Source organism: Rhodococcus sp. P-2 (genome assembly GCF_016598535.1).
In the GTDB taxonomy this organism is placed as follows: domain Bacteria; phylum Actinomycetota; class Actinomycetes; order Mycobacteriales; family Mycobacteriaceae; genus Rhodococcus_F; species Rhodococcus_F baikonurensis.
This window is the reverse complement of sequence record NZ_CP066779.1, coordinates 644,533-666,607: the sequence shown is the minus strand read 5'-3', so window position 1 is coordinate 666,607 and position 22,075 is coordinate 644,533. Positions and strand designations below refer to the sequence as shown.

Here is a 22,075-nt window from a genome sequence, read left to right as displayed (position 1 = left end):
ATGGTGGGACCTGCGGGTCCCCAGCAAGGAGGCGGCAATGGCTGTCAAGGACGAGCAGGCCGGATCCGGCCGGTCGAAGCTGTTTCGAACCAAATCGATCGAGCAGTCCATCAAGGACACCGACGAGCCGGAAACCAAACTCCGGAAAGAGCTGAACTCGTGGGATCTCACCGTGTTCGGTGTCGCGGTGGTCATCGGCGCCGGCATCTTCACTCTCACGGCGCGGACGGCGGGAAACGTCGCCGGGCCGTCGGTTTCCCTGGCGTTTGTCATTGCCGCCATCGCCTGCGGACTGGCAGCGCTGTGTTACGCCGAGTTCGCGTCGACGGTCCCGGTCGCCGGTAGCGCTTACACGTTCTCGTACGCGACGTTCGGCGAATTCGTTGCCTGGATCATCGGCTGGGATCTCATCCTCGAATTCGCCCTGGCGTCTTCGGTGGTGGCAAAAGGCTGGTCGCTGTACCTCGGTGAAGTGATGGGCTCACGCAGCCCGATCGTCGAGTTGGGGCCGATCTCGTTCGACTGGGGTGCGGTGCTGGTGATCGCTGTCATCACGATCCTGCTCGCGACCGGTACGAAACTCTCGTCGAGGGTGTCACTGGTGATCACGGCGATCAAGGTGGCGGTGGTGTTGCTGGTGATCATCGTCGGTCTGTTCTACATCGACACCGACAATTACTCGCCGTACATTCCGCCGTCCCAACCGGGCTCGACGGGGGAGGGCATTCACCAGTCGCTGTTCTCGTACGTGACGGGGGCCGGTGGCAGCACGTTCGGGTGGTACGGATTGCTCGCGGCGGCCAGTCTGGTGTTCTTCGCGTTCATCGGATTCGACGTCGTCGCCACGACTGCTGAGGAAGCGAAGGAGCCGCAGAAGGCGCTGCCGCGCGGCATCCTGGGCTCACTGTTGATCGTCACGGTTCTGTACGTGGCGGTGACACTCGTGCTGACGGGGATGGTGAAATACACCGAACTCGAGGGTGATACGTCCAACCTGGCGACGGCATTCGCGTTCCACGACATCACCTGGGCGAAGAACGTCATCTCGTTCGGAGCGTTGGCCGGTCTCACGACGGTGGTGATGGTGCTGATGCTCGGTCAGACCAGGGTGCTCTTCGCGATGGCCCGCGACGGTCTGATGCCACGACGGCTGGCGCCGACGGGCAAGCACGGAACTCCCGTGCGGATCACGATCTTGGTCGGCGTCGTGGTCGCGGTGCTCGCCGGAGTCTTTCCGATCGGCACCCTCGAGGAAATGGTGAACATCGGCACACTGTTCGCGTTTGTTCTCGTCTCGATCGGGGTTCTCGTGCTTCGGCGGACGCGACCGGACCTTCCGCGCGGGTTCCGGGTGCCACTGGTCCCTCTGGTCCCGATTCTGGCTGTCCTCGCGTGTCTGTGGCTGATGTTCAACCTGTCGGTGGAGACCTGGATGAGGTTCGTGGTCTGGATGGCTGTCGGAGTTGTCATCTATTTCGCCTACAGCAGGCAGCATTCGATGATCGGGAAGCGCGAACGCGGCGAAATCGAGTGATGTACAAAGTTTTCCATTTGTCTATCCCGTGTACAAAATCGGTAGTACTGTCTATCTCATAGTGAACTGACTCACAGTTACCGAGTTGGTCCGAATCGAGGAGGCAGACCGTGTCGACGCACGTGAACTCGCAGTCCGGGCAGACGCTCCCACCCGAGCAGTGGCGCGACAAGAAGAGGTATCTCTGGCTGCTCGGCCTGGTACCGCCGACGGCGGTCTTCATTGCCGTCGGGTTGGTCGCGTTGTTCAACAGTCTCGGATGGAATGCGATCTCGCCGGTGTGGTGGTGGATCGGACCGCTGCTCGTCTACATTCTGCTCCCGATCCTCGACATCTTCTTTGGTCCGGACGGCGAGAATCCGCCGGACGAGGTGATGGAACGCCTCGAGAACGACAAGTACTACCGGTACTGCACCTACATCTACATACCGTTCCAGTTGGCCAGCCTGGTCGTGGCCTGCTATCTCTGGTCGGCCACCGATCTGTCCTGGCTCGGAATCGACGGCGGACTAGGGCTGATCTCCAAGATCGGCCTGGCGATCAGTATCGGTTGCGTCGCAGGAATCGGGATCAACACCGCACACGAACTCGGCCACAAGAAGGATGACCTCGAGCGCTGGTTGTCGAAGATCACTCTGGCGCAGTCGTTTTACGGCCACTTCTACATCGAGCACAATCGTGGACACCACGTGCGTGTCGCCACGCCCGAGGATCCGGCGTCGTCTCGCTTCGGTGAGAGTTTCTGGACTTTCCTGCCGCGCAGTGTGTGGGGTTCTCTGCGCTCGTCGTGGTCCCTGGAAAAGGCCAGACTCGATCGACTGGGTAAGAAGCCGTGGACAATTCGCAACGACGTCCTGCATTCGTGGTTGATGTCCGTCGTGCTCTTCGGTGTCCTCGTCGCCGTCTTCGGGCCCTCGGTACTGCCGTTCCTGGTGCTGCAGGCCGTCTTCGGGTTCTGTCTGCTCGAAACCGTCAACTACCTCGAACATTACGGTCTGAAGCGTCGTCGTCTGGACAGTGGGCGGTACGAGCGTGCCGCACCGGAGCACAGTTGGAACAGCGATCACATCTGCACCAACATCTTCCTGTATCACCTCCAGCGTCACAGCGACCACCACGCGAACCCGACGCGTCGGTATCAGACGCTTCGAAGCATGGACGGCGCACCCAACCTGCCCAGCGGCTACGCGAGCATGATCATGCTCGCTTACGTTCCGCCGCTGTGGCGAAAAGTGATGGATCCCAAGGTCCTTGCGCATTACGGCGGCGACATCACCCGCGTCAACGTTCAGCCGTCCAAGCGCGATCGCATCCTCGCTCGGTACGGAGCAGCGTGATGAGCAGCTACCGATGCCCGGTGTGCGAATACGTCTACGACGAGTCGAAGGGTGCACCACGAGAAGGGTTTCCGGCCGGTACGCCGTGGGATGCCGTTCCGGACGACTGGTGCTGCCCGGACTGCGGCGTGAGGGAAAAGCTGGACTTCGAAACGATGCCGGCACCGGCGGGGAGTGAATCATGAACGACTACAAGCTGTATCAGTGCGCGCAGTGCGGATTCGAGTACGACGAGGCGGTCGGCTGGCCGGACGACGGTATCGAGCCGGGCACTCGCTGGGACGACATTCCCGACGACTGGAGTTGCCCGGACTGCGGGGCGGCGAAGAGTGACTTCTTCATGGTGGAGGTCGAACGACGGTGAGATGCGTCGGCGTCGAAGAGACCTGAGTGCGGCGGTAGTGTCGTCAGCATGACTTCGACGCCCACTCGTCTGCCGCAGAAAGAAGCGTCGCGCCTGCTGCTGCGTACGTCGGTGCTCGATTCGATGCGTGAGTTGTTGACCGAGCGCGACTGGTCGGAGGTGACGCTGACAGTTCTGGCCAAGCATGCCGGTGTGAGTCGTCAGACGCTCTACAACGAGTTCGGTTCGAGGCAAGGGCTTGCCGAGGCGTACGCGCTTCGCCTTGCCGACGGATTCGTCGACGCCGTGGACGAGGCCATGGTGGCGAACGAAGGACGTGCAGTCGAGGCGTTGATGGCGGGCTTCGGATCGTTTTTCGCCTCCAGTGCAACCGACCCGTTGGTGATCTCACTCCTCACCGGTGAGGCCAAGCCGGATCTGCTTCGCCTGATCACCACCGACAGCGCGGTCATCATCGAGCGGGCGTCGTCACGCCTTGCGGAGAGTTTCCAGCGAGGGTGGATACAGGCGTCACCCGCTGATGCCGGGATCTTGGCCAGGGCGATCGCGCGTCTCGGGCTCAGCTACATTTCGATGCCGCCGGAGTCCGGGGCTTCGGTGGCGGAGGATCTGGGCACGTTGCTCGGGCCCTTCATCGACGTGGCGCGAGAGGGGCGGGCGGGAGAGGGCGTCTAACCGATAGCCTGGTACACCGATAGGCTTGTGCATAGTTTGCACGTCAACCAGGAGAGGCAGATGACGACCTCAGTTTCAACAACGCCCGTGGCCGAGAGCCGTAACGGCATCGACTTCAAAGTTGCAGATCTTTCGCTCGCGGAGTTCGGTCGCAAGGAAATCCGTCTGGCAGAGCACGAGATGCCCGGCCTCATGGCGCTTCGTCGCGAATACGCAGAGGTATTGCCGCTCAAGGGCGCTCGCGTGTCCGGCTCGCTGCACATGACCATCCAGACCGCGGTTCTGATCGAGACGCTGACCGCGCTCGGCGCCGAGGTCCGCTGGGCTTCGTGCAACATCTTCTCCACGCAGGATCACGCTGCCGCCGCCATCGTGGTCGGTCCGCACGGCACTCCGGAAGAGCCCAAGGGCGTTCCGGTTTTCGCCTGGAAGGGTGAAACCCTCGAAGAGTACTGGTGGGCAGCGGAGCAGATGCTGACCTGGCCGGGCGAGCCCGCCAACATGATTCTCGACGACGGCGGCGACGCCACCATGCTGGTGCTCAAGGGCGCACAGTTCGAGAAGGCCGGCGTCGTACCGCCCACGGACGACGACCAGGATTCCGACGAGTACAAGGTCTTCCTCGCACTTCTGCGTCAGTCCCTCGAGTCCGACAAGGGCAAGTGGACGGCAATCGCGGAGTCCGTCCAGGGCGTCACCGAGGAGACCACAACGGGCGTTCTGCGCCTGTACCAGGTTGCCGCTGCCGGCGAACTCACGTTCCCCGCGATCAACGTCAACGACTCGGTCACCAAGAGCAAGTTCGACAACAAGTACGGCACGCGCCACTCGCTGCTCGACGGCATCAACCGCGGCACCGACGTTCTGATCGGTGGCAAGGCTGCGCTGGTCTGTGGTTACGGCGACGTCGGCAAGGGTTGTGCCGAGGCACTTCGTGGCCAGGGCGCTCGCGTCGCAGTCACCGAGGTCGACCCCATCAACGCCCTTCAGGCGCTCATGGACGGCTTCGAGGTCAAGACCGTCGAGCAGGCCATCGGTTGGGCCGACATCGTGATCACGTCCACCGGTAACAAGGACATCATCACGTTCGAGCACATGAAGGCCATGAAGCACCAGGCCATCCTGGGCAACATCGGTCACTTCGACAACGAGATCGACATGGCCGGCCTCGAGAAGTCCGGCGACGTCACGCGGATCAACATCAAGCCGCAGGTCGACGAGTTCACCTTCGCCGACGGCCACTCGATCATCGTGCTGTCCGAAGGCCGCCTGCTCAACCTCGGCAACGCGACGGGCCACCCGTCGTTCGTGATGAGCAACAGCTTCTCCAACCAGGTCATCGCACAGATCGAACTGTGGACGAAGCCGGACGAGTACGACAACGAGGTCTACCGCCTCCCGAAGCACCTCGACGAGAAGGTCGCCAAGATCCACGTCGAGGCACTCGGTGGCACGCTGACCAAGCTCACGAAGGACCAGGCTGAGTACATCGGCGTCGACGTCGAAGGCCCGTACAAGCCGGAGCACTACCGCTACTGACTCGGTGATTCGTCGCTGAGAATGTAGTGCCCGCCGTCCCCCGGTCTGTGCAAGCAGGCCGGGGGATAGGCTTGTCCGCCGTGGGAACACTGGTGGCATTGGAAGGCCTAGACGGAGCTGGAAAGCGAACGTTGATCGGCAAAGTGGAGAGCGAACTCCGCCGCGGCGGCACGTCGATCGCAACTCTGGATTTTCCGCGGTACGGAAAGTCGATCCACGCGGATCTTGCTGCCGAGGCACTCAAAGGATCACACGGAGATCTGGCTGAATCCGTGAACGCGATGGCAGTCCTGTTCGCCTTGGACCGCGCCGGTGCTGCGGATCGGATCTCGGAACTGTTGTCCACCAACGACATTGTTCTCCTCGATCGCTACGTTGCCTCCAACGCCGCCTACAACGCGGCGCGCGTGCATCAGGGCGTGGACGGCGAGATGGTCGCCTGGGTCCGTGAATTGGAGCTGGGCCGACTCGCTCTCCCCGCTCCCGATCTGCAGTTGTACCTCGACGTGCCGGTAGCGCTCGCCGAGCAGCGCGCCCGCTCGCGTGAGGTCGAGGACGCGTCGCGTCAGCTCGACGCCTACGAGCGCGACGGCGGCCTGCAAGCAAGAACCGGTGAGCTGTACACGCAGTTGGCAGCGACGGCCTGGGTCTCACCCTGGTGGATCGTGGGGCCGGAGACGGACCCGGCCGACCTGGCGCACAGGCTCGCGGATTTCGCGTGATCGGTCACCCTCGCGGCCGTGATTCGAACTTTCCGGCACAGTAGAGGGAAAGACGCGGCACGCCGCACGGCCACGTAACGGTCTGATTCATCGCTCCGAGATGCAACGATAGGGATATGAAACCAAGGATTCTGGTTGTCGACGACGACACGGCACTCGCCGAGATGCTCACGATCGTGCTGCGTGGTGAGGGTTTCGATCCCTACGTGGTAGGCGACGGAACCCTGGCGCTCGCGGCAGTGCGTGAGACTCGGCCCGATCTGGTCCTGCTCGATCTCATGCTTCCCGGAATGAACGGCATCGACGTATGCCGGGTTCTGCGTGCGGATTCCGGTGTGCCCATCGTGATGCTGACGGCCAAGACCGACACCGTCGACGTCGTGCTCGGCCTCGAATCCGGTGCGGACGACTACATCATGAAGCCGTTCAAGCCGAAGGAGTTGGTGGCGCGGGTGCGCGCTCGCCTGCGCCGTACCGAAGAAGAACCGGCCGAACTGCTGAGCATCGCCGACATCGTGATCGACGTGCCGGCACACAAGGTCAGCCGCGGCAGCGAGCAGATCTCGCTCACACCACTCGAATTCGACCTGCTGGTCGCCTTGGCGCGCAAGCCGCGCCAGGTGTTCACCCGTGAAGTCCTCCTCGAGCAGGTGTGGGGATACCGCCATGCCGCCGACACCCGTCTGGTGAACGTGCACGTTCAGCGTTTGCGCGCCAAGGTCGAAACTGATCCCGAGAATCCCGAAGTGGTTCTGACGGTCAGGGGGGTCGGCTACAAGGCCGGACCGCCGTGAGCGGAGTTTCCAGGTGGCGTCGTCGTCTCAACCGACGGCTGACGCCATTCCTGCGGTGGTGTCACTCGATGAGCAACACCCTCGCGCACACGTGGCGACGCTCGCTCCAGTTGCGAGTGGTCGTCTCGACTTTGACGCTGTCCTTGATCGTCATCGTCATTCTCGGCGTCGTGCTCACCAGCCAGATCACCGATCGGCTGTTGGAAACGAAGATCACTGCGGCGACCGAAGAAATGGACCGTGCCCGCGGCATCGTGGAAGACCAACTCGCCGGCGTCGACGATTCGACGGCACTGAACGTCCAATTGGAGAGCGCGGCGTCCGGACTGACGAGCCGTCGAAACCAGACCTCGGGCCAGGCCTCCGGTTCGGCCGGCACCTTCGATCCGGTGCTCATCGTGCCCGGGGACGGGCCGCGCCAGCCGACGAGTTCGGGCCCGGTCGATCAGATCCCCGACAACCTGCGCGAGTTCGTCAAACGCGGCCAGATCAGCTACCAATTCGCGACGGTGTCCAACCCGAACGGTTACTCCGGACCCGCGCTGATCATCGGTAGCCCCACCGCGTCGTCGATCTCCGGTCTCGAGCTGTACCTGATCTTCCCGCTGGCCAGCGAAGACCGAAGTCTCTCTCTGGTTCGAAGCACCCTGCTGATCGGTGGAGCGGTGTTGCTGGTGCTCCTGGCGGCGATTTCACTGTTGGTCGCCAGACAGGTCGTCCTTCCCATTCGATCGGCCTCACGGATCGCGGTGCGTTTCGCAGACGGCCGACTCAAGGAACGAATGCCGGTCCGCGGCGAGGACGACATGGCGCGCCTGGCCATGTCCTTCAACGAGATGGCCGAGAGTCTGTCGAAACAGATCACCCAACTCGAGGAGTTCGGCAGTCTCCAGAAACGCTTCACCTCCGATGTCAGCCATGAACTCCGCACTCCACTGACGACGGTCCGAATGGCAGCCGACCTGATCTACGACGGCAGTGAGAACCTCGACCCGATGCTGCGTCGGTCGTCGGAACTGCTTGTCGCCGAACTGGACAGGTTCGAGGGGCTACTGGCAGACCTCCTCGAGATCTCCCGCCACGACGCCGGCGTCGCGGAACTCGCGTCCGAACAACTCGACGTGCGTATGTGTGCACGAGCGGCGGTTTCCACGGTTCGCCATCTCGCCCGCGAATCCGGCACCGAACTGATCGTGGACATGCCCGACGAGCCCGTCATGGCCGATGTGGATCCGCGCCGCGTCGAACGCATCCTGCGAAATCTCCTGGCCAACGCCATCGATCACGGCGAAGGGAAGCCGATTCTGCTTCGCCTTCGCGCCGACGACAATGCTCTCGCCTTCATCGTCCGTGACAGTGGTGTGGGATTGCGGCCAGGGGAGGAGAAGTTGGTCTTCAACCGGTTCTGGCGATCGGACCCGTCCCGCGTGCGCCGCAGTGGTGGCACCGGACTCGGCCTCGCGATCAGCGTCGAGGACGCGAATCTGCACGACGGCAAGCTCGAAGCCTGGGGCGAACCAGGCGTCGGCGCCTGCTTCCGGCTGACGCTCTCGCGTACCCGCGGCAAGAAAGTCGTGTCGAGTCCGCTGCCGCTCAAGCCGACGACCACCAAGTTCGTCCGCACGCCGAGCGAAGCCGACATCGTCGCCGATACGGTCGGCGAGGTCACGTCGTCCCTGCCGACGCCGCGTGAACCGGACTCGCGGAACGAGTCCAGCGGCGGAGATCGATCATGATCGGAACCCGCCGTCGTCTGGGACTTCTCGCAACAACGCTCAGCGTGCTGTTGCTGACCGGCGCGTGCGCGAGTTTGCCGGAGTCCTCGTCGCCGCAGGCAATCGGAACTCTGGCAACAGCCGTGCCCGGAACCTCCGTCGAATCACCGGCATCAGGGCGAGAGCCGGACCTGCTGGTACGCGACTTCGTCAAGGCGAGTACCGACCCGTCCAACCGGCATGCCGCAGCACGTCAGTACCTCACCAAGGACGCGTCGGCGCGCTGGGACGACGCGGCCAGCGCCGTCATCGTCGACAAGATCGACACCCTGTCCGCATCGCGAACCAGTTCCGAAGCGGTGTACACGATTCGGGTGAACAAGGTAGGTCGCCTCGATCCGGGCGGACTGTACGTTCCCGAAGAGGGCAGCTTCGAAGCGAGGATGACCCTGACGTTGACCGACGGCGAATGGCGGATCAGTGATCTGCCACCCGGTGTGATCATGGAGCGCCCGCAGTTCCTCGGCGCCTATCAGCGCAAGTCGTTGTTCTTCCTCGACCCCACGAGTCAGACGGTCGTCCCCGACCTTCGCTGGATTTCCGGCGGACAGGACCAGGTGGCAGCTCAGCTGATCGGCCTGATGATCGACGGACCGAAGGCAGCGCTGGCGCCGGCTGTACGAAACGAACTCGGCAATGGCGTGTCGGTGATCGGTCCGATCACCAAGGCCGACGGCAAGCCGGGACAGGTCGGTGTCGGGCTCGGTGGCGTGCGCATCAACTTCCGCCTCGACAACCCGATGGATGCTGCTACTCGCGGTTTGTTTGCAGCACAGGTCATTTGGACGCTCGCCAATGCCGATGTCGCGGGACCGTATGTACTGGAGATCGACGGCGAACCGCTGGACGCAGCTCATGCAGACGGCTGGACCACCGCTGACGTCGCATCCACCAACCCGCTGGCCACCACGAGTGCGACCGTCGGACTGCACGCCCTGCGCAACGGCTCACTGGTGAGCGTCACCGAGCAGGAGGCGGCTCCGGTGCCCGGCTTCGCGGGCACTGCGGGCAACCTCACAGCGGCCGCTCTCTCCCGGGACGGCAAGTTGGTGGCAGCCGTCGCGGACACTGCTCGGCCGGATCCAGCCACAAGATTCGACTTGTCGCTCGGGACCTACGAAGGATCCGTTCCGGTACTCGAAGGCAGTGCCATCACCCGACCTTCGTGGGAGCTGGACAACAACGCGGTCTGGGCGGCCGTGAACGGCAATACCGTCGTACGGGTCGTCCGTGAACCAGGCACCGGCCGGGTGTCGGTCACCAATGTCGATGTCGGGGCCCTGACGTCGGTCGGTTCCACGATCTCGGAACTACGACTCTCCCGTGACGGTGTGCGAGCGGCGATGATCATCGACGGCAAGGTCTACCTGGCCGTAGTCGTGCGCACAGCCAGCGGCGTCTACGCCCTGACGAGTCCACGCGCAGTGGCCTCCGGTTTGGGCAGCACCGCGCTCTCGCTCGACTGGAGCAACAGCGACACCATCGTGATCGCGCGCAGTGGAGCCGACATACCGGTCGTCCAGGTCGCGATCGACGGTTCCCGAATGGACGCGCTGCCGAGTGGAAACCTGACGGCTCCCGTCACCTCCGTTGATGCGTCGCCGACCACCGAGTACGTGGCCGACGCGCGCGCGGTGTTCCAACTGAACAACAACGACCCCGCCGGGGATCGTCGTTGGCGTGAAGTGACCGTGCTGACCGGACAGAAAGCCATCCCGGTTCTACCTGGCTGACGCGTCGCCACCCGGCTGACGCGTCGGCGCTCGGTTTCATGTCGGTGCCCCAGGTCATGCTTCGGCCATGGGGGACAAGATATTCGGTGCCGGCCTGCTCGATCTGTTGTTGCCACGCGAGTGTGGTGGGTGTGGCCGCACGGGGACTCTGTGGTGTCGTGAGTGCGCGGAACTGATGCGTGACCATCCGGTTCAACTGAGTGCGCGCGTCGACCCGGGCGTGCCGGTGTGGGCACTCGGCCGCTACGACGGCCCCAGACGGCGCAGTGTGATCGAGATGAAGGAACGGGGTCGTCGGGACCTCGCGACGCCTCTGGGGATCGCTGTGGCCGGTGCATTGGCCACGCTGGAACGGTGGGGCGAGCTCGGCACCGGGATTCGGGACCCGATCGTCCTGGTGCCGGCACCCACACGCGCCCGCGCGGCGCGCTCTCGCGGGGGTGATCCCGTGCGCCGGGTAGCCGAGAGTGTGCGCGAAAAGCGCGAAACCGGTTCTGCTGTGGCTCGTCCGATACGAGTGTGTCCGATTCTCCGGATGACGCGGGGCGTACGTGACTCGGTGGGGCTGTCCGCGGCCGACCGGGTGACCAATGTGAACGGTCGTGTGTCTCTCGACACCACAGCGATCTCTTCCATGGCGCAAGACTGCGACATCGTCGTGCTCGACGACGTGCTGACCACGGGAGCGACTGCGGCAGAGTCGGTTCGGGCACTCTCGCTCAGTGGGATTCGGACAACTCTCGTGCTTGTCCTTGCAGGGGCTTAGATGAATTTCGTTGGAACAGTGGCACTCGCGCGCGTTACGTACTAGCGTCGGCGGCACACCCGAAAATACTGGTAGGAGGTGGTACTTCGATACTGGTGCCGGGCGGATCCCCTCTCGGTACTTGCAGAATTTGCCGCCGCCCACCGTGGGGCGGGGCCGTAATTGGGAGGTACGAGTGACGACCCCTTCGCAAGCCTCGTTTTTCATCGAGGACGCCACCATCGAGCGTTCCGAGAATGCCGCAGCTCCGAGATCCGACGTCGTAGTCAAGGGACGAAATGTCGAGATCCCCGATCACTTCCGAATCTACGTTTCGGAAAAGCTGGCGCGACTCGAACACTTCGACCCCTCCATATTCCACTTCGACGTGGAACTCCAACATGAACGCAACCGACGACAGGCGAAGAGTTGCCAGCGCGTCGAGATCACCGCTCGAGGTAAAGGCCCGGTGGCCCGAGCCGAAGCGTCCGCAGACAGCTTCTACGCCGCCTTCGAATCGGTGATCGACAAGCTCGAGAGTCGCCTCCGTCGAACCAAGGACCGCAAGAAGGTCCATTACGGTGACAAGCGACCGGTATCCGTCGCGGAGGCAACCGCCTCCCTCGTCGACGCAGACTCACTCGGAGTCACACCGGACATTTCGCTGAACGGTCAAGAGCCGGACGAGTACGACGGTCCCGGACGCGTGGTCCGCACGAAGGATCACCCGGCCGAGCCTATGACCATCGACGACGCTCTCTACGAGATGGAACTGGTCGGACACGACTTCTTTCTCTTCCATGACAAGGAGTCGGACAAGCCGTCCGTCGTCTACCGTCGTCACGCTTTCGACTACGGATTGATCCGCCTGACATGACCCAATCGGTGGTGGGTTTGCTCGCTCGCCGCCGGTAGCGCCTACCATGGAATCCGGCCGGAGTTTTCGGACCCCGGCCGGATTTTCAGTGTGTGACCCCCTGTCGCCGAAGATTGAGGACGAAGAAGACTGTGCCGTCGCTGTCGCTATCGAAGCTGCTCCGTGTTGGTGAAGGTCGCATGGTCAAGCGGCTCAAGCACATCGCCGAGCATGTCGAATCTCTGTCGCCCGATGTCGAAGGCCTGACAGACGAGCAACTCAAAGCCAAGACCACCGAGTTCCGTGAGCGCTACGCCGCCGGGGAATCCCTCGACGAGCTGTTGCCCGAGGCATTCTCCGTGGCCCGCGAGGCGTCGTGGCGCGTGATCGACCAGAAGCACTTCCACGTGCAGATCATGGGTGGTGCGGCCCTGCACTTCGGCAACGTCGCCGAGATGAAGACCGGTGAGGGCAAGACCCTGACCTGCGTTCTTCCGGCATACCTCAACGCGATCGCCGGCGACGGCGTCCACGTGGTCACAGTCAACGACTACCTCGCCAAGCGTGACTCGGAGTGGATGGGCCGCGTTCACCGCGCCCTCGGCCTCGAGACCAGCGTGATCCTCTCGGGCATGACGCCGGCCGAGCGTCGCGTCGCCTACGCAGCGGACATCACCTACGGCACCAACAACGAGTTCGGTTTCGACTACCTGCGTGACAACATGACGCATTCGTTGGACGACCTGGTCCAGCGTGGCCATGCGTTCGCCATCGTGGACGAGGTCGACTCGATCCTCATCGACGAAGCCCGAACCCCGCTCATCATCTCGGGCCCGGCTGACGGCTCCAGCAAGTGGTACAGCGAATTCGCGCGCATCGCCCCGCTGCTGAAGAAGGACGTTCACTACGAGGTCGACATCCGCAAGCGCACCATCGGTGTGCACGAGGCGGGCGTCGAACTGGTCGAGGACCAGCTCGGTATCGACAACCTGTACGAAGCCGCGAATTCGCCGCTGGTGAGCTACCTGAACAACGCGATCAAGGCCAAAGAGCTCTACACCAAGGACAAGGACTACATCGTCCGCGACGGTGAGGTCATCATCGTCGACGAGTTCACCGGCCGCGTGCTGGTCGGCCGCCGCTACAACGAGGGCATGCACCAGGCGATCGAGGCCAAGGAGAAGGTGGAGATCAAGGCGGAGAATCAGACCCTCGCCACCATCACCTTGCAGAACTACTTCCGTCTGTACGACAAGTTGTCGGGCATGACGGGTACCGCCGAGACGGAAGCTGCCGAGCTTCATCAGACCTACACCCTCGGCGTGATTCCGATCCCGACCAACCGTCCGATGGTTCGAGTCGACAACGGCGACCTCATCTACAAGACCGAGGAAGCCAAGTTCGACGCGGTGGTCGACGACGTCGTCGAGCGCCACGAGAACGGCCAGCCCGTCCTCATCGGTACCACCAGCGTCGAGCGCTCGGAGTACTTGTCCAAGCAGTTCACCAAGCGCGGTGTCGCCCACAACGTCCTGAACGCGAAGTTCCACGAGAAGGAAGCGACCATCATCGCCGAGGCCGGTCGCTCCGGTGCGGTCACTGTCGCGACCAACATGGCCGGCCGCGGTACCGACGTCGTGCTCGGTGGTAACCCGGACATCATCGCCGACATCGCGCTGCGCAAGAAGGGCCTCGATCCGGTTACGACGCCGGACGAGTACGAGGCAGCGTGGGACGCAGTTCTGGACGAGGTCAAGGCCGAGGTCAAGGCCGACGCCGAGAAGGTCCGCGATGCCGGCGGCCTGTACGTCCTGGGCACCGAGCGTCACGAATCGCGTCGTATCGACAACCAGTTGCGTGGTCGTTCCGGACGTCAGGGTGATCCCGGCGAATCGCGGTTCTACCTCTCGCTCGGTGACGAGCTCATGCGCCGCTTCAACGGTTCGGCACTCGAGTCGATCATGACGCGCCTGAACCTGCCCGACGACGTCCCGATCGAAGCCAAGATGGTCTCGAAGGCCATCAAGAGTGCTCAGACCCAGGTGGAGCAGCAGAACTTCGAGATTCGCAAGAATGTCCTCAAGTACGACGAGGTCATGAACCAGCAGCGAACGGTCATCTACAAGGAGCGCCGCCAGATCCTCGAGGGTGAGGACATGGAAGGCCAGGTCGAGCAGATGATCACCGACGTGGTCACCGCCTACGTCGACGGCGCCACCGCTGAGGGATACGTCGAGGACTGGGATCTCGAGCAGCTGTGGACTGCGCTCAAGACGCTGTACCCGGTCGGTATCGATCACAAGACGTTGGCGGGGGAGGACGGCGCAGGCATCAACAGTGACCTGAGTCGTGACGACCTGCGAACCGCTTTGCTCGAAGACGCCCACGCGGCGTACAAGAAGCGTGAGGCCGAGATCGATGCGATCGCCGGCGAAAACGGTATGCGCGAACTCGAGCGTCGTGTCTTCCTCTCGGTCTTGGACCGCAAGTGGCGTGAGCATCTCTACGAGATGGATTACCTCAAGGAGGGAATCGGTCTGCGTGCGATGGCCCAGCGCGATCCATTGGTCGAGTACCAGCGCGAGGGTTACGACATGTTCATCGGCATGCTCGACGGATTGAAGGAAGAGTCCGTCGGATTCCTCTTCAATCTCCAGGTCGAGGCAGCGCCGGCTCAGCCCGCGAGCGGAATTTCCGTCACCGCAGGCTCGGCCGCCGCGGCGTCGGCCACGGCGCCCAAGCCGCTCCCGACGCAGGAAGCTGCGGCCAGGACTACCGGAACTGCTGCCCCGACGGCGTTGCGCGCCAAGGGACTTGACGACGAAGGTCCGTCACGACTGACGTACACCGGCCCGGACGAGGACGGCAAGGCGAAGGCAACTCGCGACTCGGCCGCCGACTCCGGTGACGGCGCCGCCTCACGTCGCGAACGTCGTGAAGCAGCGCGGACGCAGTCGAAGAGCAATCGAGCTCCGAAGTCCAAGCGCAAGCGCTGAGAAACCAGCGCAGGTAGTACTCGGCAGGCTGGACGGTCACACCACGTGTAGTGCGGTGACCGTCCAGCCTGTTCCGTCTGTGCGGTCGATCCGACCCGCGACGGCAAACGTCTGCGTGCCTCGTGTGTACGTCGCACAGACTTCGGCGGTACTCTCCGACACTGCTTGAACGTGGGTGCGGTGAACGGCCGCGCCGCCCAGCTTTCGGGCCGAGAACTCCGAAGTGTAAAGTCGTGCAACAACTTCCAGGACAGACGGCGTCAACACGCCCTTGAGCTGTCGAGGATTTCGTCGTCGGTCGACGGTTTCGAGAACCAGGCGAAGCGATCGATTCCAGAAGATGTCGGCACCTGCCAAGCGCGGTTCCGGAGTGTGAGTGAACCCGGCACTGGGCGACGTTCCGTTGTGCGGCGACCTTCGCGGGCGATGCAGCATCCGGTCTGTTCGACACTGCATTCGGTCTGGCCGACACTGTGGCCGCACCAGCGCGACGGTGTGTGCGTGCGGCTCGAAGTGCGGCGCCTGCTCGAGAATGATTGCGCAGTCCTGCTCCATGACATCCCCCCGGATGATCGTGCGTCCGAGACAACCGTCTCGACTTCGCTCCCCCGAGCGATGGTGAGAAGCATGACACGAAACGCTCGAGATGTCGCCGTGATCACCATCGCGACTTAGGGTGATGGCGTGCGGGGACTTCTGTTGGATGTCGGTGGCGTGCTGTTCGGTCCGGGATCGGATCTCGACGGCTTGAGCGCGGTCGTGCGCGCGGTGAGGGCCCGCGGAATCGTGACGGGAATCGTCAGCAACGATCCCGGCGGTGCCAATGCTCAGTGGTTGCGGGATCTCGGTGACGGGGTCTTGGTCGACGACGTGATCTTGTCCGGTGACGTCGAGATGGCGAAGCCCGACGCCGAGATCTATCTGTTGGCCGCGAGTCGGTTGGGCGTCGATCCGGGGGAGTTCGTCTTCGTGGACGATCTCGAGGTGAACGTTCGCGCGGCGGTGGCCGTCGGGATGGTCGGGGTCCATCACGTCGACTCGGAATCGACCATCGAGGAGTTGTCGATTCTGTTCGATCTCGGCGAAGGAGGGGACACGAAGCCATGGTGAACAGACTGACCACTCAGGACGCGGCCTTCTACTTCCTCGAAGCCGGGACGACGCCGATGCATGTCGGCTCGTTGGGGATTTTCCGGCAATTGCGAAACGGGATCGATCACGAGGAATTGCTTCGCCTGGTCGAAGATCGGCTCGGATCGGTTCCGCGGTACCGCCAGAGAGTTCGTGAGGTGGCGTTCGGGCTGGCCCGCCCGGTGTGGGTGGACGACTCGGATTTCGACATCACGTATCACGTCCGTCGATCGGCTCTGCCCAAGCCGGGGTCCGACGAACAGCTGATGGATCTGATCGCGCGGCTGACGTCGAGACCTCTCGACAGCACGAGACCGTTGTGGGAGATGTACCTGGTCGAGGGTCTGAGCAGAAACAGATTTGCCATCTTCACGAAGTCCCATTCGTCGTTGGTGGACGGCGAGGCGGCTCCCGAGATCAGTCAGGTGATCTTCGATCCGGAGAAGAATCGAGCGCCCGGCCCCGAAGAATTGTGGATGCCCGCCAGGCCGCCGAGCGACACCAGCTTGTTGGTCAGCGCGCTGGCGGATCTCGTGACGAGCCCGGGGGAGGGGATCGCGCGGGCGCGTGCAGCGTTCAACGACGTGACCACGTCCGTCACCGAGGCGGTGAGCGCGCTGGGAAAGCTCGCAGAAGTGGTTCGAACGGCGACGCAGGTTGCCCCGTCGAGCCCGCTCAACGCCACCATCTCCCGCAATCGACGCCTCGCGGTGGCCAAGACGTCACTGGAGGACTATCGACGCATTCGCGCGCGGTACGGGTGCGAGATCAACGACGTGATTCTGACCGTCATCGCTGGAGCGATGCGGAACTGGTTGCTCTCGCGTGGCGAGCCGGTGACCGAGGCGACCATCGTGCGGGCGATGGTGCCCATGTCGGTCTACACGGATGGCCCCGAGAGTCCCGACGTCGACGATCCGCAGGCGCCGGGACATGTTTCCTCGTTCCTCATCGACCTGCCTGTCGGTGAACCCAACGCTGTGGTTCGGCTCTCGCACGTGGCGCATGCGACGGAGGCATTCGCGCGTCAGGGTCGGCGAGTCACCGCGCAGACGATGGTGCGAATGTCCGGGTTTGCGCCGGCGACGCTGCATGCGATGAGCTCCCGGGCGGCCAGCAGTCTGTCGCAGCGAATGTTCAACTTGATGATCACCAATGCGCCAGGGCCGCAGTTCCCGCTCTACCTCGGCGGTGCTCGGATGCTGGAGATGTATCCGGTGTCGCCACTGCTCAAGAATCAGACACTCAGCATTGCCCTGACGTCGTACGACGGAAATGTCTACTACGGTTTGAATGCCGACCGTGACGCGATGTCGGACGTCGACGTCGTTCGTTCGCTGATCTTCGAGTCACTCGAGGAATTGACGGATGCGAGTCGGTGACGAACGAGCATGAAGGTGGTCTCATGAGGGTGTACGTACCGGCGACGGTCGAGATTTTGCAGAAGTTGGTCGCAGATCAGGAGTTCGACCCGATGAGCCGGACGGCTTTTGCGGTCACCCCGACGTTGCGTGAGTCGTACGCGGCGGGGGACGACGACGAGTTGGCCGAGGTCGCCATGGGTGAGGCTGCGCGTGCGTCGCTGCGGCTGATTGCCGGAACCGAGGGCGACGTCACCTTCCGGCGTGCTGTCGTTGCCGCCGACGTCGACGATGCCGATGTGAAGTTGCGGCCCGATCTCGACGATTCGGTAGTCCGATTGGCAGGTCCTGTCACGATGGCTCAGGTTGCATCTGTGCATGTCGACCTCGAACAGGCAGAATCGGACATCGAGCGCGCTGCTGGCATAGTCGACGCGGCGGATCTCGGTGATGCCGATGCCGAGTTCACGCTCGGCGACGCGGAGGACCACGAGTTGGCGTGGTACGCCGCGCAGGAGTTGCCGTTCTTGCTCGACCTGCTGTAAATGTGCTTACCGTCAAGTAACCTACGGTACCGTAACCTGATAACCTACGGTACCGTAGGCAGTGGGTTCGGAAGGTGAGAGGTGGAGGTCTGATGGGTCTGAAGGACTGGATCGAGGCACCGGCGGCGTCGGTAGTTCCGGCAGCGCGGTCGAAGCTCAATCTGCTTCGCGGTGCGGCGGCTCGGCTGACCACACCATTGCTTCCCGACGACTATCTGCACCTCGCAAATCCGTTGTGGTCCGCCCGCGAGCTGCGGGGTCAGATCGTCGAAGTCCGGCCCGAGACCACGGATTCGGCGACCATCGTCATCAAGCCGGGTTGGGGATTCGACTTCAACTACCAGCCGGGGCAGTACATCGGCATCGGCCTGCATATCGACGGCCGGTGGCACTGGCGGTCGTACTCACTTACTTCTCCTCCCAACTGGGAGAACAAGCGCATCTCCATCGCGGTCAAGGCCATGCCCGAGGGCTTCCTCTCGAGCCACCTCGTCAGCGGCGCGGTGCCGTCGGGAACCATCGTTCGACTGGCCACGCCGTCGGGCAACTTCGCGTTGCCTGATCCGCCGCCGGAGAAGATCCTGTTCATCACCGCGGGCAGTGGCATCACTCCGGTCATGGGCATGCTGCGGACGATGAACCGGCGCGGTCAATTGCCCGACGTCATGCACATCCACTCGGCTCCGACGGAATCCGACGTGATGTTCGCCGACGAACTCACGGCACTGCACGCAGAGCACGAGGACTTCGTGAGCCACGTTCAACTCACGCGCCGTGACGGAAAGTTCAAACTCAGTTCACTCGACACGGTCTGCCCCGACTGGCGTGAGCGCCACACCTGGGCGTGTGGACCACTTCCGTTGCTCGACGAGCTCGAAGACGTCTGGAAGGCGGAAGGCATCGAGGATCGACTCCACATGGAGCGGTTCGCGGTGTCGCGCATCGACGCTTCGGCGGACGGCGGCACGGTCACGTTCGAGAAATCGGGTAAGACGATCACCGTCGACGGCGCGACGACCCTTCTGGAGGCCGGCGAGCAGTCCGGTGCCTTGATGCCCTTCGGTTGCCGTATGGGCATCTGCCAGACGTGTGTCGTACCTCTCGTTGCCGGCCACGCGATCGATCTACGTTCGGGTAAACAGCACGCGGAGGGTGAGCGCATTCAGACGTGCATCTCCGCTGCCGCCGGCGACTGTACGCTGGACGCATAGCTTCTAGGCACACGGAGGACCACGGTGGCCATCACCGATATCAAAGAGTTTTCGCACCTCACCGAGGCCGATGTCGAAGCTCTCGGACGTGAACTCGATCAGATTCGACTCGACATCGAAGACTCTCGTGGAATCCGGGACGCCCGCTACATTCGTCGCGTCATTCGCGTCCAGCGGGCGTTGGAGCTCGGCGGGCGTATCGCGCTGTTCGGCAGTCGGTACCGACCGGCATGGCTGGTCGGTACGACCCTGCTGAGCCTGTCGAAAATCATCGAGAACATGGAACTCGGGCATAACGTCATGCACGGGCAATGGGACTGGATGAACGATCCCGAGATTCACTCCGTCTCGTGGGAGTGGGATCAGACCGGTCCTTCCGAGCACTGGAAGCGCGCCCACAACTACCAGCACCACACGTACACCAACGTCGTCGGTATGGACGAGGATCTCGGTTTCGGGATCCTGCGTATGACGCGTGACGAGCCGTGGAAGCCGATCAACCTGTTCCAGCCGATCGCCAACGTGATCTTGGCGGCCACGTTCGAGTGGGGCATCGCGCTGCACGACCTCACGGCGGCAGCCGAGTTGGAGGGCGCGGAAAAGGGACAACTGAACTCGCAGGCGAACAAAGACTTCGCGCGCAAGATCTTTCGTCAGGTGGGCAAGGACTTCATCTTGTTCCCGGCCCTGACGGGGCCGGCGTGGAAGTCGACCATGACGGCCAATGCCACCGCGAATCTCGTGCGCAACCTGTGGGCGTACGTCGTCATCTTCTGTGGCCACTTCCCGGACGGTGCCGAGAAGTTCACGGTTGCCGAATTCGAGCAGGAGACTCGTCACGAGTGGTACCTGCGCCAGATGCTCGGTAGTGCGAACTTCAATTCGGGCAAGCTCATGGGACTCATGAGCGGCAATCTGAGTTACCAGATCGAGCATCACGTGTTCCCTGATCTGCCGAGTAACCGCTATCCCGAAATCGCTGTGAAGATGCGTGCATTGTGCGAGAAGTTCGATCTCCCGTACACCACCGGTTCGCTCTTCAAGCAGTATCTTCTGGCTCTGCGCACGATCCACAAGTTGGCTTTGCCGGACAAGTGGCTGACCGCAACCTCCGACAATGCTCCGGAAACCTCTTCGGAACTACGGTTCCGCGACTCGGGATTCCGGGACGCAGCCATGGCGATGGTCGAGGACCTTCGTACCGATCCGGTCACCGGTAAGCGTCTCGGTTTGTTGACCGCACTCAAGTCACAGGCCCGTTCCCGCATGCCGAAGCGCCGGAAGTGATATAGGTTACATCGGGAAAAACCTAACCTACGGTGCCGTAAGTTACGCTACAGTAGGTGCAGTTGATCTGAACGACTCGAATTCATGATCGTTCTGCACTTACTACTTTGCGCCTAACTCACTGCTAGGAGGCTTTCCATGGCGATTGCAGATGTCAAGGAATACGCACATCTCACGGACGCCGACATCGAGGCGCTCGGCCGCGAACTCGACGCGATCCGTCGCGACATCGAGGAGTCGCGCGGCGAGAAGGACGCGCGCTACGTGCGCAACGTCATTCGCCTGCAGCGTTCGCTCGAAATCGGGGGCCGCGCAGTGCTTTTCGCCAGCCGTCGTCGTCCGGCGTGGCTTGCCGGAGTTGGTCTGCTGACGCTCTCGAAGATCATCGAGAACATGGAACTCGGGCACAACGTGATGCACGGGCAGTGGGACTGGATGAACGACCCGGAGATCCACTCCACCTCGTGGGAGTGGGACGTCACCGGCCCGTCTGCACACTGGAAGCAGACCCACAACTACCTGCATCACAAGTACACCAACGTCCTCGGAATGGACGACGACGTCGGATACGGACTCCTTCGCGTCACCCGCGATCAGCGCTGGAAGCCCTTCAATGCCGGCAACCTGGTCTACAACACGCTGCTCGCTCTGTTCTTCGAGTACGGCATCGCCGCTCAGCACCTCGAGCTGGGCAAGGTGGCCAAGGGCCGCGCCGACAAGGAAGAGACGCAGCGCAAGCTTCGCGAGGTCGGCGAGAAGATCGGCAAGCAGGTTCTGCGCGACTACGTCATCTACCCGGCCATCACCGGCCCGGCGTGGAAGAGCACGTTGTCGGCCAACTTCACCGCCAACACCCTGCGGAACGTGTGGACCAACGCGGTCATCTTCTGCGGTCACTTCCCGGACGGTGCCGAGAAGTTCACCAAGGAAGACATCGACAAGGAAACACAGGCTCAGTGGTACCTGCGTCAGATGCTCGGCAGCGCCAACATCGAGGGCAGCGCGCTCATGGACTTCATGACTGGCAACCTGAGCTACCAGATCGAGCATCACCTGTTCCCCGATCTGCCCAGCAACCGCTACAAGGACATCGCGGTCACGGTGCGTCAGCTCGCGGACAAGTACGACTTGCCGTACACGACGGGCCCGCTTGCCGTGCAGTACGCCAAGTCCTGGCGCACCATCGCCAAGCTGTCGCTGCCCAACAAGTACCTCAAGGACACCGTCGACAATGCGCCCGAGACGGCGTCGGAGCGGATGTTCGACGGCGAACTGACGTCGACCGTCGATCCCGTGACCGGGCGTCGCAGCGGCCTCAAGAGCGCCATCGCACGCAAGCGTAAGAGCGGAAAGCTGCGCAGCCTCCTGGGCCTTCGCTGATTTCCCGCCTGCGCTGACCAGAACAGAAGCGGCCCGACACCATTCGATGGTGTCGGGCCGCTTTGCTGTTCTCGCGCTGGGACGTCGTGC

The 22,075-nt window shown here is 62.8% G+C and carries 20 protein-coding genes; 19 read left to right on the top strand and 1 reads right to left on the bottom strand.

Annotated elements, in window-relative coordinates; genetic code table 11:
- Positions 1-37 precede the first annotated feature (37 nt).
- The 13 genes from I7X09_RS03160 to secA all read left to right on the top strand — a co-directional run bounded on the left by I7X09_RS03160 (position 38) and on the right by secA (position 15,070).
- Positions 38-1,534 carry an amino acid permease gene (locus I7X09_RS03160; protein ID WP_124566408.1) on the top strand — a complete coding sequence of 499 codons (1,497 nt, stop codon included), beginning with the start codon at positions 38-40 and terminating at the stop codon, positions 1,532-1,534.
- 110 nt (positions 1,535-1,644) lie between these two features.
- Entirely contained in the window at positions 1,645-2,871 is a 1,227-nt protein-coding gene (locus tag I7X09_RS03155) for an alkane 1-monooxygenase (protein ID WP_166809768.1), read from the top strand.
- On the top strand, positions 2,871-3,056 hold the full coding sequence (locus I7X09_RS03150; RefSeq protein ID WP_095969089.1) for a rubredoxin: 186 nt from the start codon (positions 2,871-2,873) through the stop codon (positions 3,054-3,056). The genes I7X09_RS03155 and I7X09_RS03150 overlap by 1 nt, the downstream gene beginning before the upstream one ends.
- Positions 3,053-3,235: a rubredoxin gene (locus I7X09_RS03145; protein WP_095969090.1), complete on the top strand. Its 183-nt coding sequence runs from the start codon at positions 3,053-3,055 to the stop codon at positions 3,233-3,235. Before I7X09_RS03150 ends, I7X09_RS03145 begins: the two co-directional genes overlap by 4 nt.
- A 48-nt stretch (positions 3,236-3,283) precedes the next feature.
- Positions 3,284-3,910 carry a TetR family transcriptional regulator gene (locus I7X09_RS03140; protein WP_095969091.1) on the top strand — a complete coding sequence of 209 codons (627 nt, stop codon included), beginning with the start codon at positions 3,284-3,286 and terminating at the stop codon, positions 3,908-3,910.
- 60 nt (positions 3,911-3,970) lie between these two features.
- Positions 3,971-5,449, top strand: a complete 1,479-nt coding sequence (gene ahcY, locus I7X09_RS03135; protein WP_003940766.1) for an adenosylhomocysteinase — start codon at positions 3,971-3,973, stop codon at positions 5,447-5,449.
- A gap of 80 nt (positions 5,450-5,529) precedes the next feature.
- Entirely contained in the window at positions 5,530-6,171 is a 642-nt protein-coding gene (locus I7X09_RS03130; RefSeq protein ID WP_200315537.1) for a dTMP kinase, read from the top strand.
- 116 nt (positions 6,172-6,287) lie between these two features.
- Complete coding sequence (gene mtrA, locus I7X09_RS03125; RefSeq protein WP_003941013.1) at positions 6,288-6,965, top strand: MtrAB system response regulator MtrA; 678 nt, start codon at positions 6,288-6,290, stop codon at positions 6,963-6,965.
- Positions 6,962-8,701, top strand: coding sequence for an MtrAB system histidine kinase MtrB (gene mtrB / locus I7X09_RS03120; RefSeq protein ID WP_095969093.1), 1,740 nt, complete (start codon positions 6,962-6,964; stop codon positions 8,699-8,701). The genes mtrA and mtrB overlap by 4 nt, the downstream gene beginning before the upstream one ends.
- Entirely contained in the window at positions 8,698-10,473 is a 1,776-nt protein-coding gene (gene lpqB / locus I7X09_RS03115) for an MtrAB system accessory lipoprotein LpqB (protein ID WP_200315535.1), read from the top strand. The genes mtrB and lpqB overlap by 4 nt, the downstream gene beginning before the upstream one ends.
- 67 nt (positions 10,474-10,540) lie before the next feature.
- The gene (locus I7X09_RS03110; protein ID WP_200315533.1) at positions 10,541-11,239 is read left to right on the top strand and encodes a ComF family protein; all 699 of its coding nucleotides are present in this window, start codon (positions 10,541-10,543) and stop codon (positions 11,237-11,239) included.
- Between the two features lie 175 nt (positions 11,240-11,414).
- Positions 11,415-12,095, top strand: a complete 681-nt coding sequence (gene hpf, locus I7X09_RS03105; protein WP_003940893.1) for a ribosome hibernation-promoting factor, HPF/YfiA family — start codon at positions 11,415-11,417, stop codon at positions 12,093-12,095.
- Positions 12,096-12,226: 131 nt separating this feature from the next.
- A complete protein-coding gene (gene secA, locus I7X09_RS03100) occupies positions 12,227-15,070 on the top strand; it encodes a preprotein translocase subunit SecA (protein ID WP_200315531.1) in 2,844 nt (947 codons plus the stop codon).
- Between the two features lie 36 nt (positions 15,071-15,106).
- Here secA and I7X09_RS03095 read toward each other — a convergent pair whose 3' ends face one another.
- The gene (locus I7X09_RS03095) at positions 15,107-15,625 is read right to left on the bottom strand and encodes an Rv3235 family protein (RefSeq protein WP_234036782.1); all 519 of its coding nucleotides are present in this window, start codon (positions 15,623-15,625) and stop codon (positions 15,107-15,109) included.
- A gap of 129 nt (positions 15,626-15,754) precedes the next feature.
- Between I7X09_RS03095 and I7X09_RS03090 the strand changes: the two genes are divergently transcribed.
- The 6 genes from I7X09_RS03090 to I7X09_RS03065 all read left to right on the top strand — a co-directional run bounded on the left by I7X09_RS03090 (position 15,755) and on the right by I7X09_RS03065 (position 21,985).
- On the top strand, positions 15,755-16,180 hold the full coding sequence (locus tag I7X09_RS03090; RefSeq protein WP_200315524.1) for an HAD-IA family hydrolase: 426 nt from the start codon (positions 15,755-15,757) through the stop codon (positions 16,178-16,180).
- Positions 16,174-17,583, top strand: coding sequence for a WS/DGAT/MGAT family O-acyltransferase (locus tag I7X09_RS03085; RefSeq protein ID WP_095969099.1), 1,410 nt, complete (start codon positions 16,174-16,176; stop codon positions 17,581-17,583). The genes I7X09_RS03090 and I7X09_RS03085 overlap by 7 nt, the downstream gene beginning before the upstream one ends.
- 23 nt (positions 17,584-17,606) lie before the next feature.
- Positions 17,607-18,107 (top strand): DUF6912 family protein, encoded by a 501-nt coding sequence (locus I7X09_RS03080; protein ID WP_020969223.1) that lies wholly within the window; start codon positions 17,607-17,609, stop codon positions 18,105-18,107.
- A gap of 92 nt (positions 18,108-18,199) precedes the next feature.
- Entirely contained in the window at positions 18,200-19,318 is a 1,119-nt protein-coding gene (locus I7X09_RS03075; RefSeq protein WP_003940928.1) for a ferredoxin reductase, read from the top strand.
- 24 nt (positions 19,319-19,342) lie between these two features.
- The gene (locus I7X09_RS03070) at positions 19,343-20,605 is read left to right on the top strand and encodes a fatty acid desaturase family protein (RefSeq protein ID WP_020907111.1); all 1,263 of its coding nucleotides are present in this window, start codon (positions 19,343-19,345) and stop codon (positions 20,603-20,605) included.
- A 138-nt stretch (positions 20,606-20,743) separates the two neighbouring features.
- Positions 20,744-21,985 (top strand): fatty acid desaturase family protein, encoded by a 1,242-nt coding sequence (locus tag I7X09_RS03065; protein ID WP_003940700.1) that lies wholly within the window; start codon positions 20,744-20,746, stop codon positions 21,983-21,985.
- Positions 21,986-22,075 lie beyond the last annotated feature (90 nt).

Bases quoted from the DNA above. Each gene is read 5' to 3' on its own strand.
- I7X09_RS03095 (WP_234036782.1), bottom strand. From the start codon at position 15,625: ATGGAGCAGGACTGCGCAATCATTCTCGAGCAGGCGCCGCACTTCGAG.
- I7X09_RS03065 (WP_003940700.1), top strand. From the start codon at position 20,744: ATGGCGATTGCAGATGTCAAGGAATACGCACATCTCACGGACGCCGAC.
- I7X09_RS03140 (WP_095969091.1), top strand. From the start codon at position 3,284: ATGACTTCGACGCCCACTCGTCTGCCGCAGAAAGAAGCGTCGCGCCTG.
- I7X09_RS03150 (WP_095969089.1), top strand. From the start codon at position 2,871: ATGAGCAGCTACCGATGCCCGGTGTGCGAATACGTCTACGACGAGTCG.
- mtrA (WP_003941013.1), top strand. From the start codon at position 6,288: ATGAAACCAAGGATTCTGGTTGTCGACGACGACACGGCACTCGCCGAG.
- I7X09_RS03075 (WP_003940928.1), top strand. From the start codon at position 18,200: ATGGGTCTGAAGGACTGGATCGAGGCACCGGCGGCGTCGGTAGTTCCG.
- lpqB (WP_200315535.1), top strand. From the start codon at position 8,698: ATGATCGGAACCCGCCGTCGTCTGGGACTTCTCGCAACAACGCTCAGC.
- I7X09_RS03145 (WP_095969090.1), top strand. From the start codon at position 3,053: ATGAACGACTACAAGCTGTATCAGTGCGCGCAGTGCGGATTCGAGTAC.
- I7X09_RS03080 (WP_020969223.1), top strand. From the start codon at position 17,607: ATGAGGGTGTACGTACCGGCGACGGTCGAGATTTTGCAGAAGTTGGTC.
- ahcY (WP_003940766.1), top strand. From the start codon at position 3,971: ATGACGACCTCAGTTTCAACAACGCCCGTGGCCGAGAGCCGTAACGGC.
- I7X09_RS03110 (WP_200315533.1), top strand. From the start codon at position 10,541: ATGGGGGACAAGATATTCGGTGCCGGCCTGCTCGATCTGTTGTTGCCA.
- I7X09_RS03085 (WP_095969099.1), top strand. From the start codon at position 16,174: ATGGTGAACAGACTGACCACTCAGGACGCGGCCTTCTACTTCCTCGAA.
- I7X09_RS03160 (WP_124566408.1), top strand. From the start codon at position 38: ATGGCTGTCAAGGACGAGCAGGCCGGATCCGGCCGGTCGAAGCTGTTT.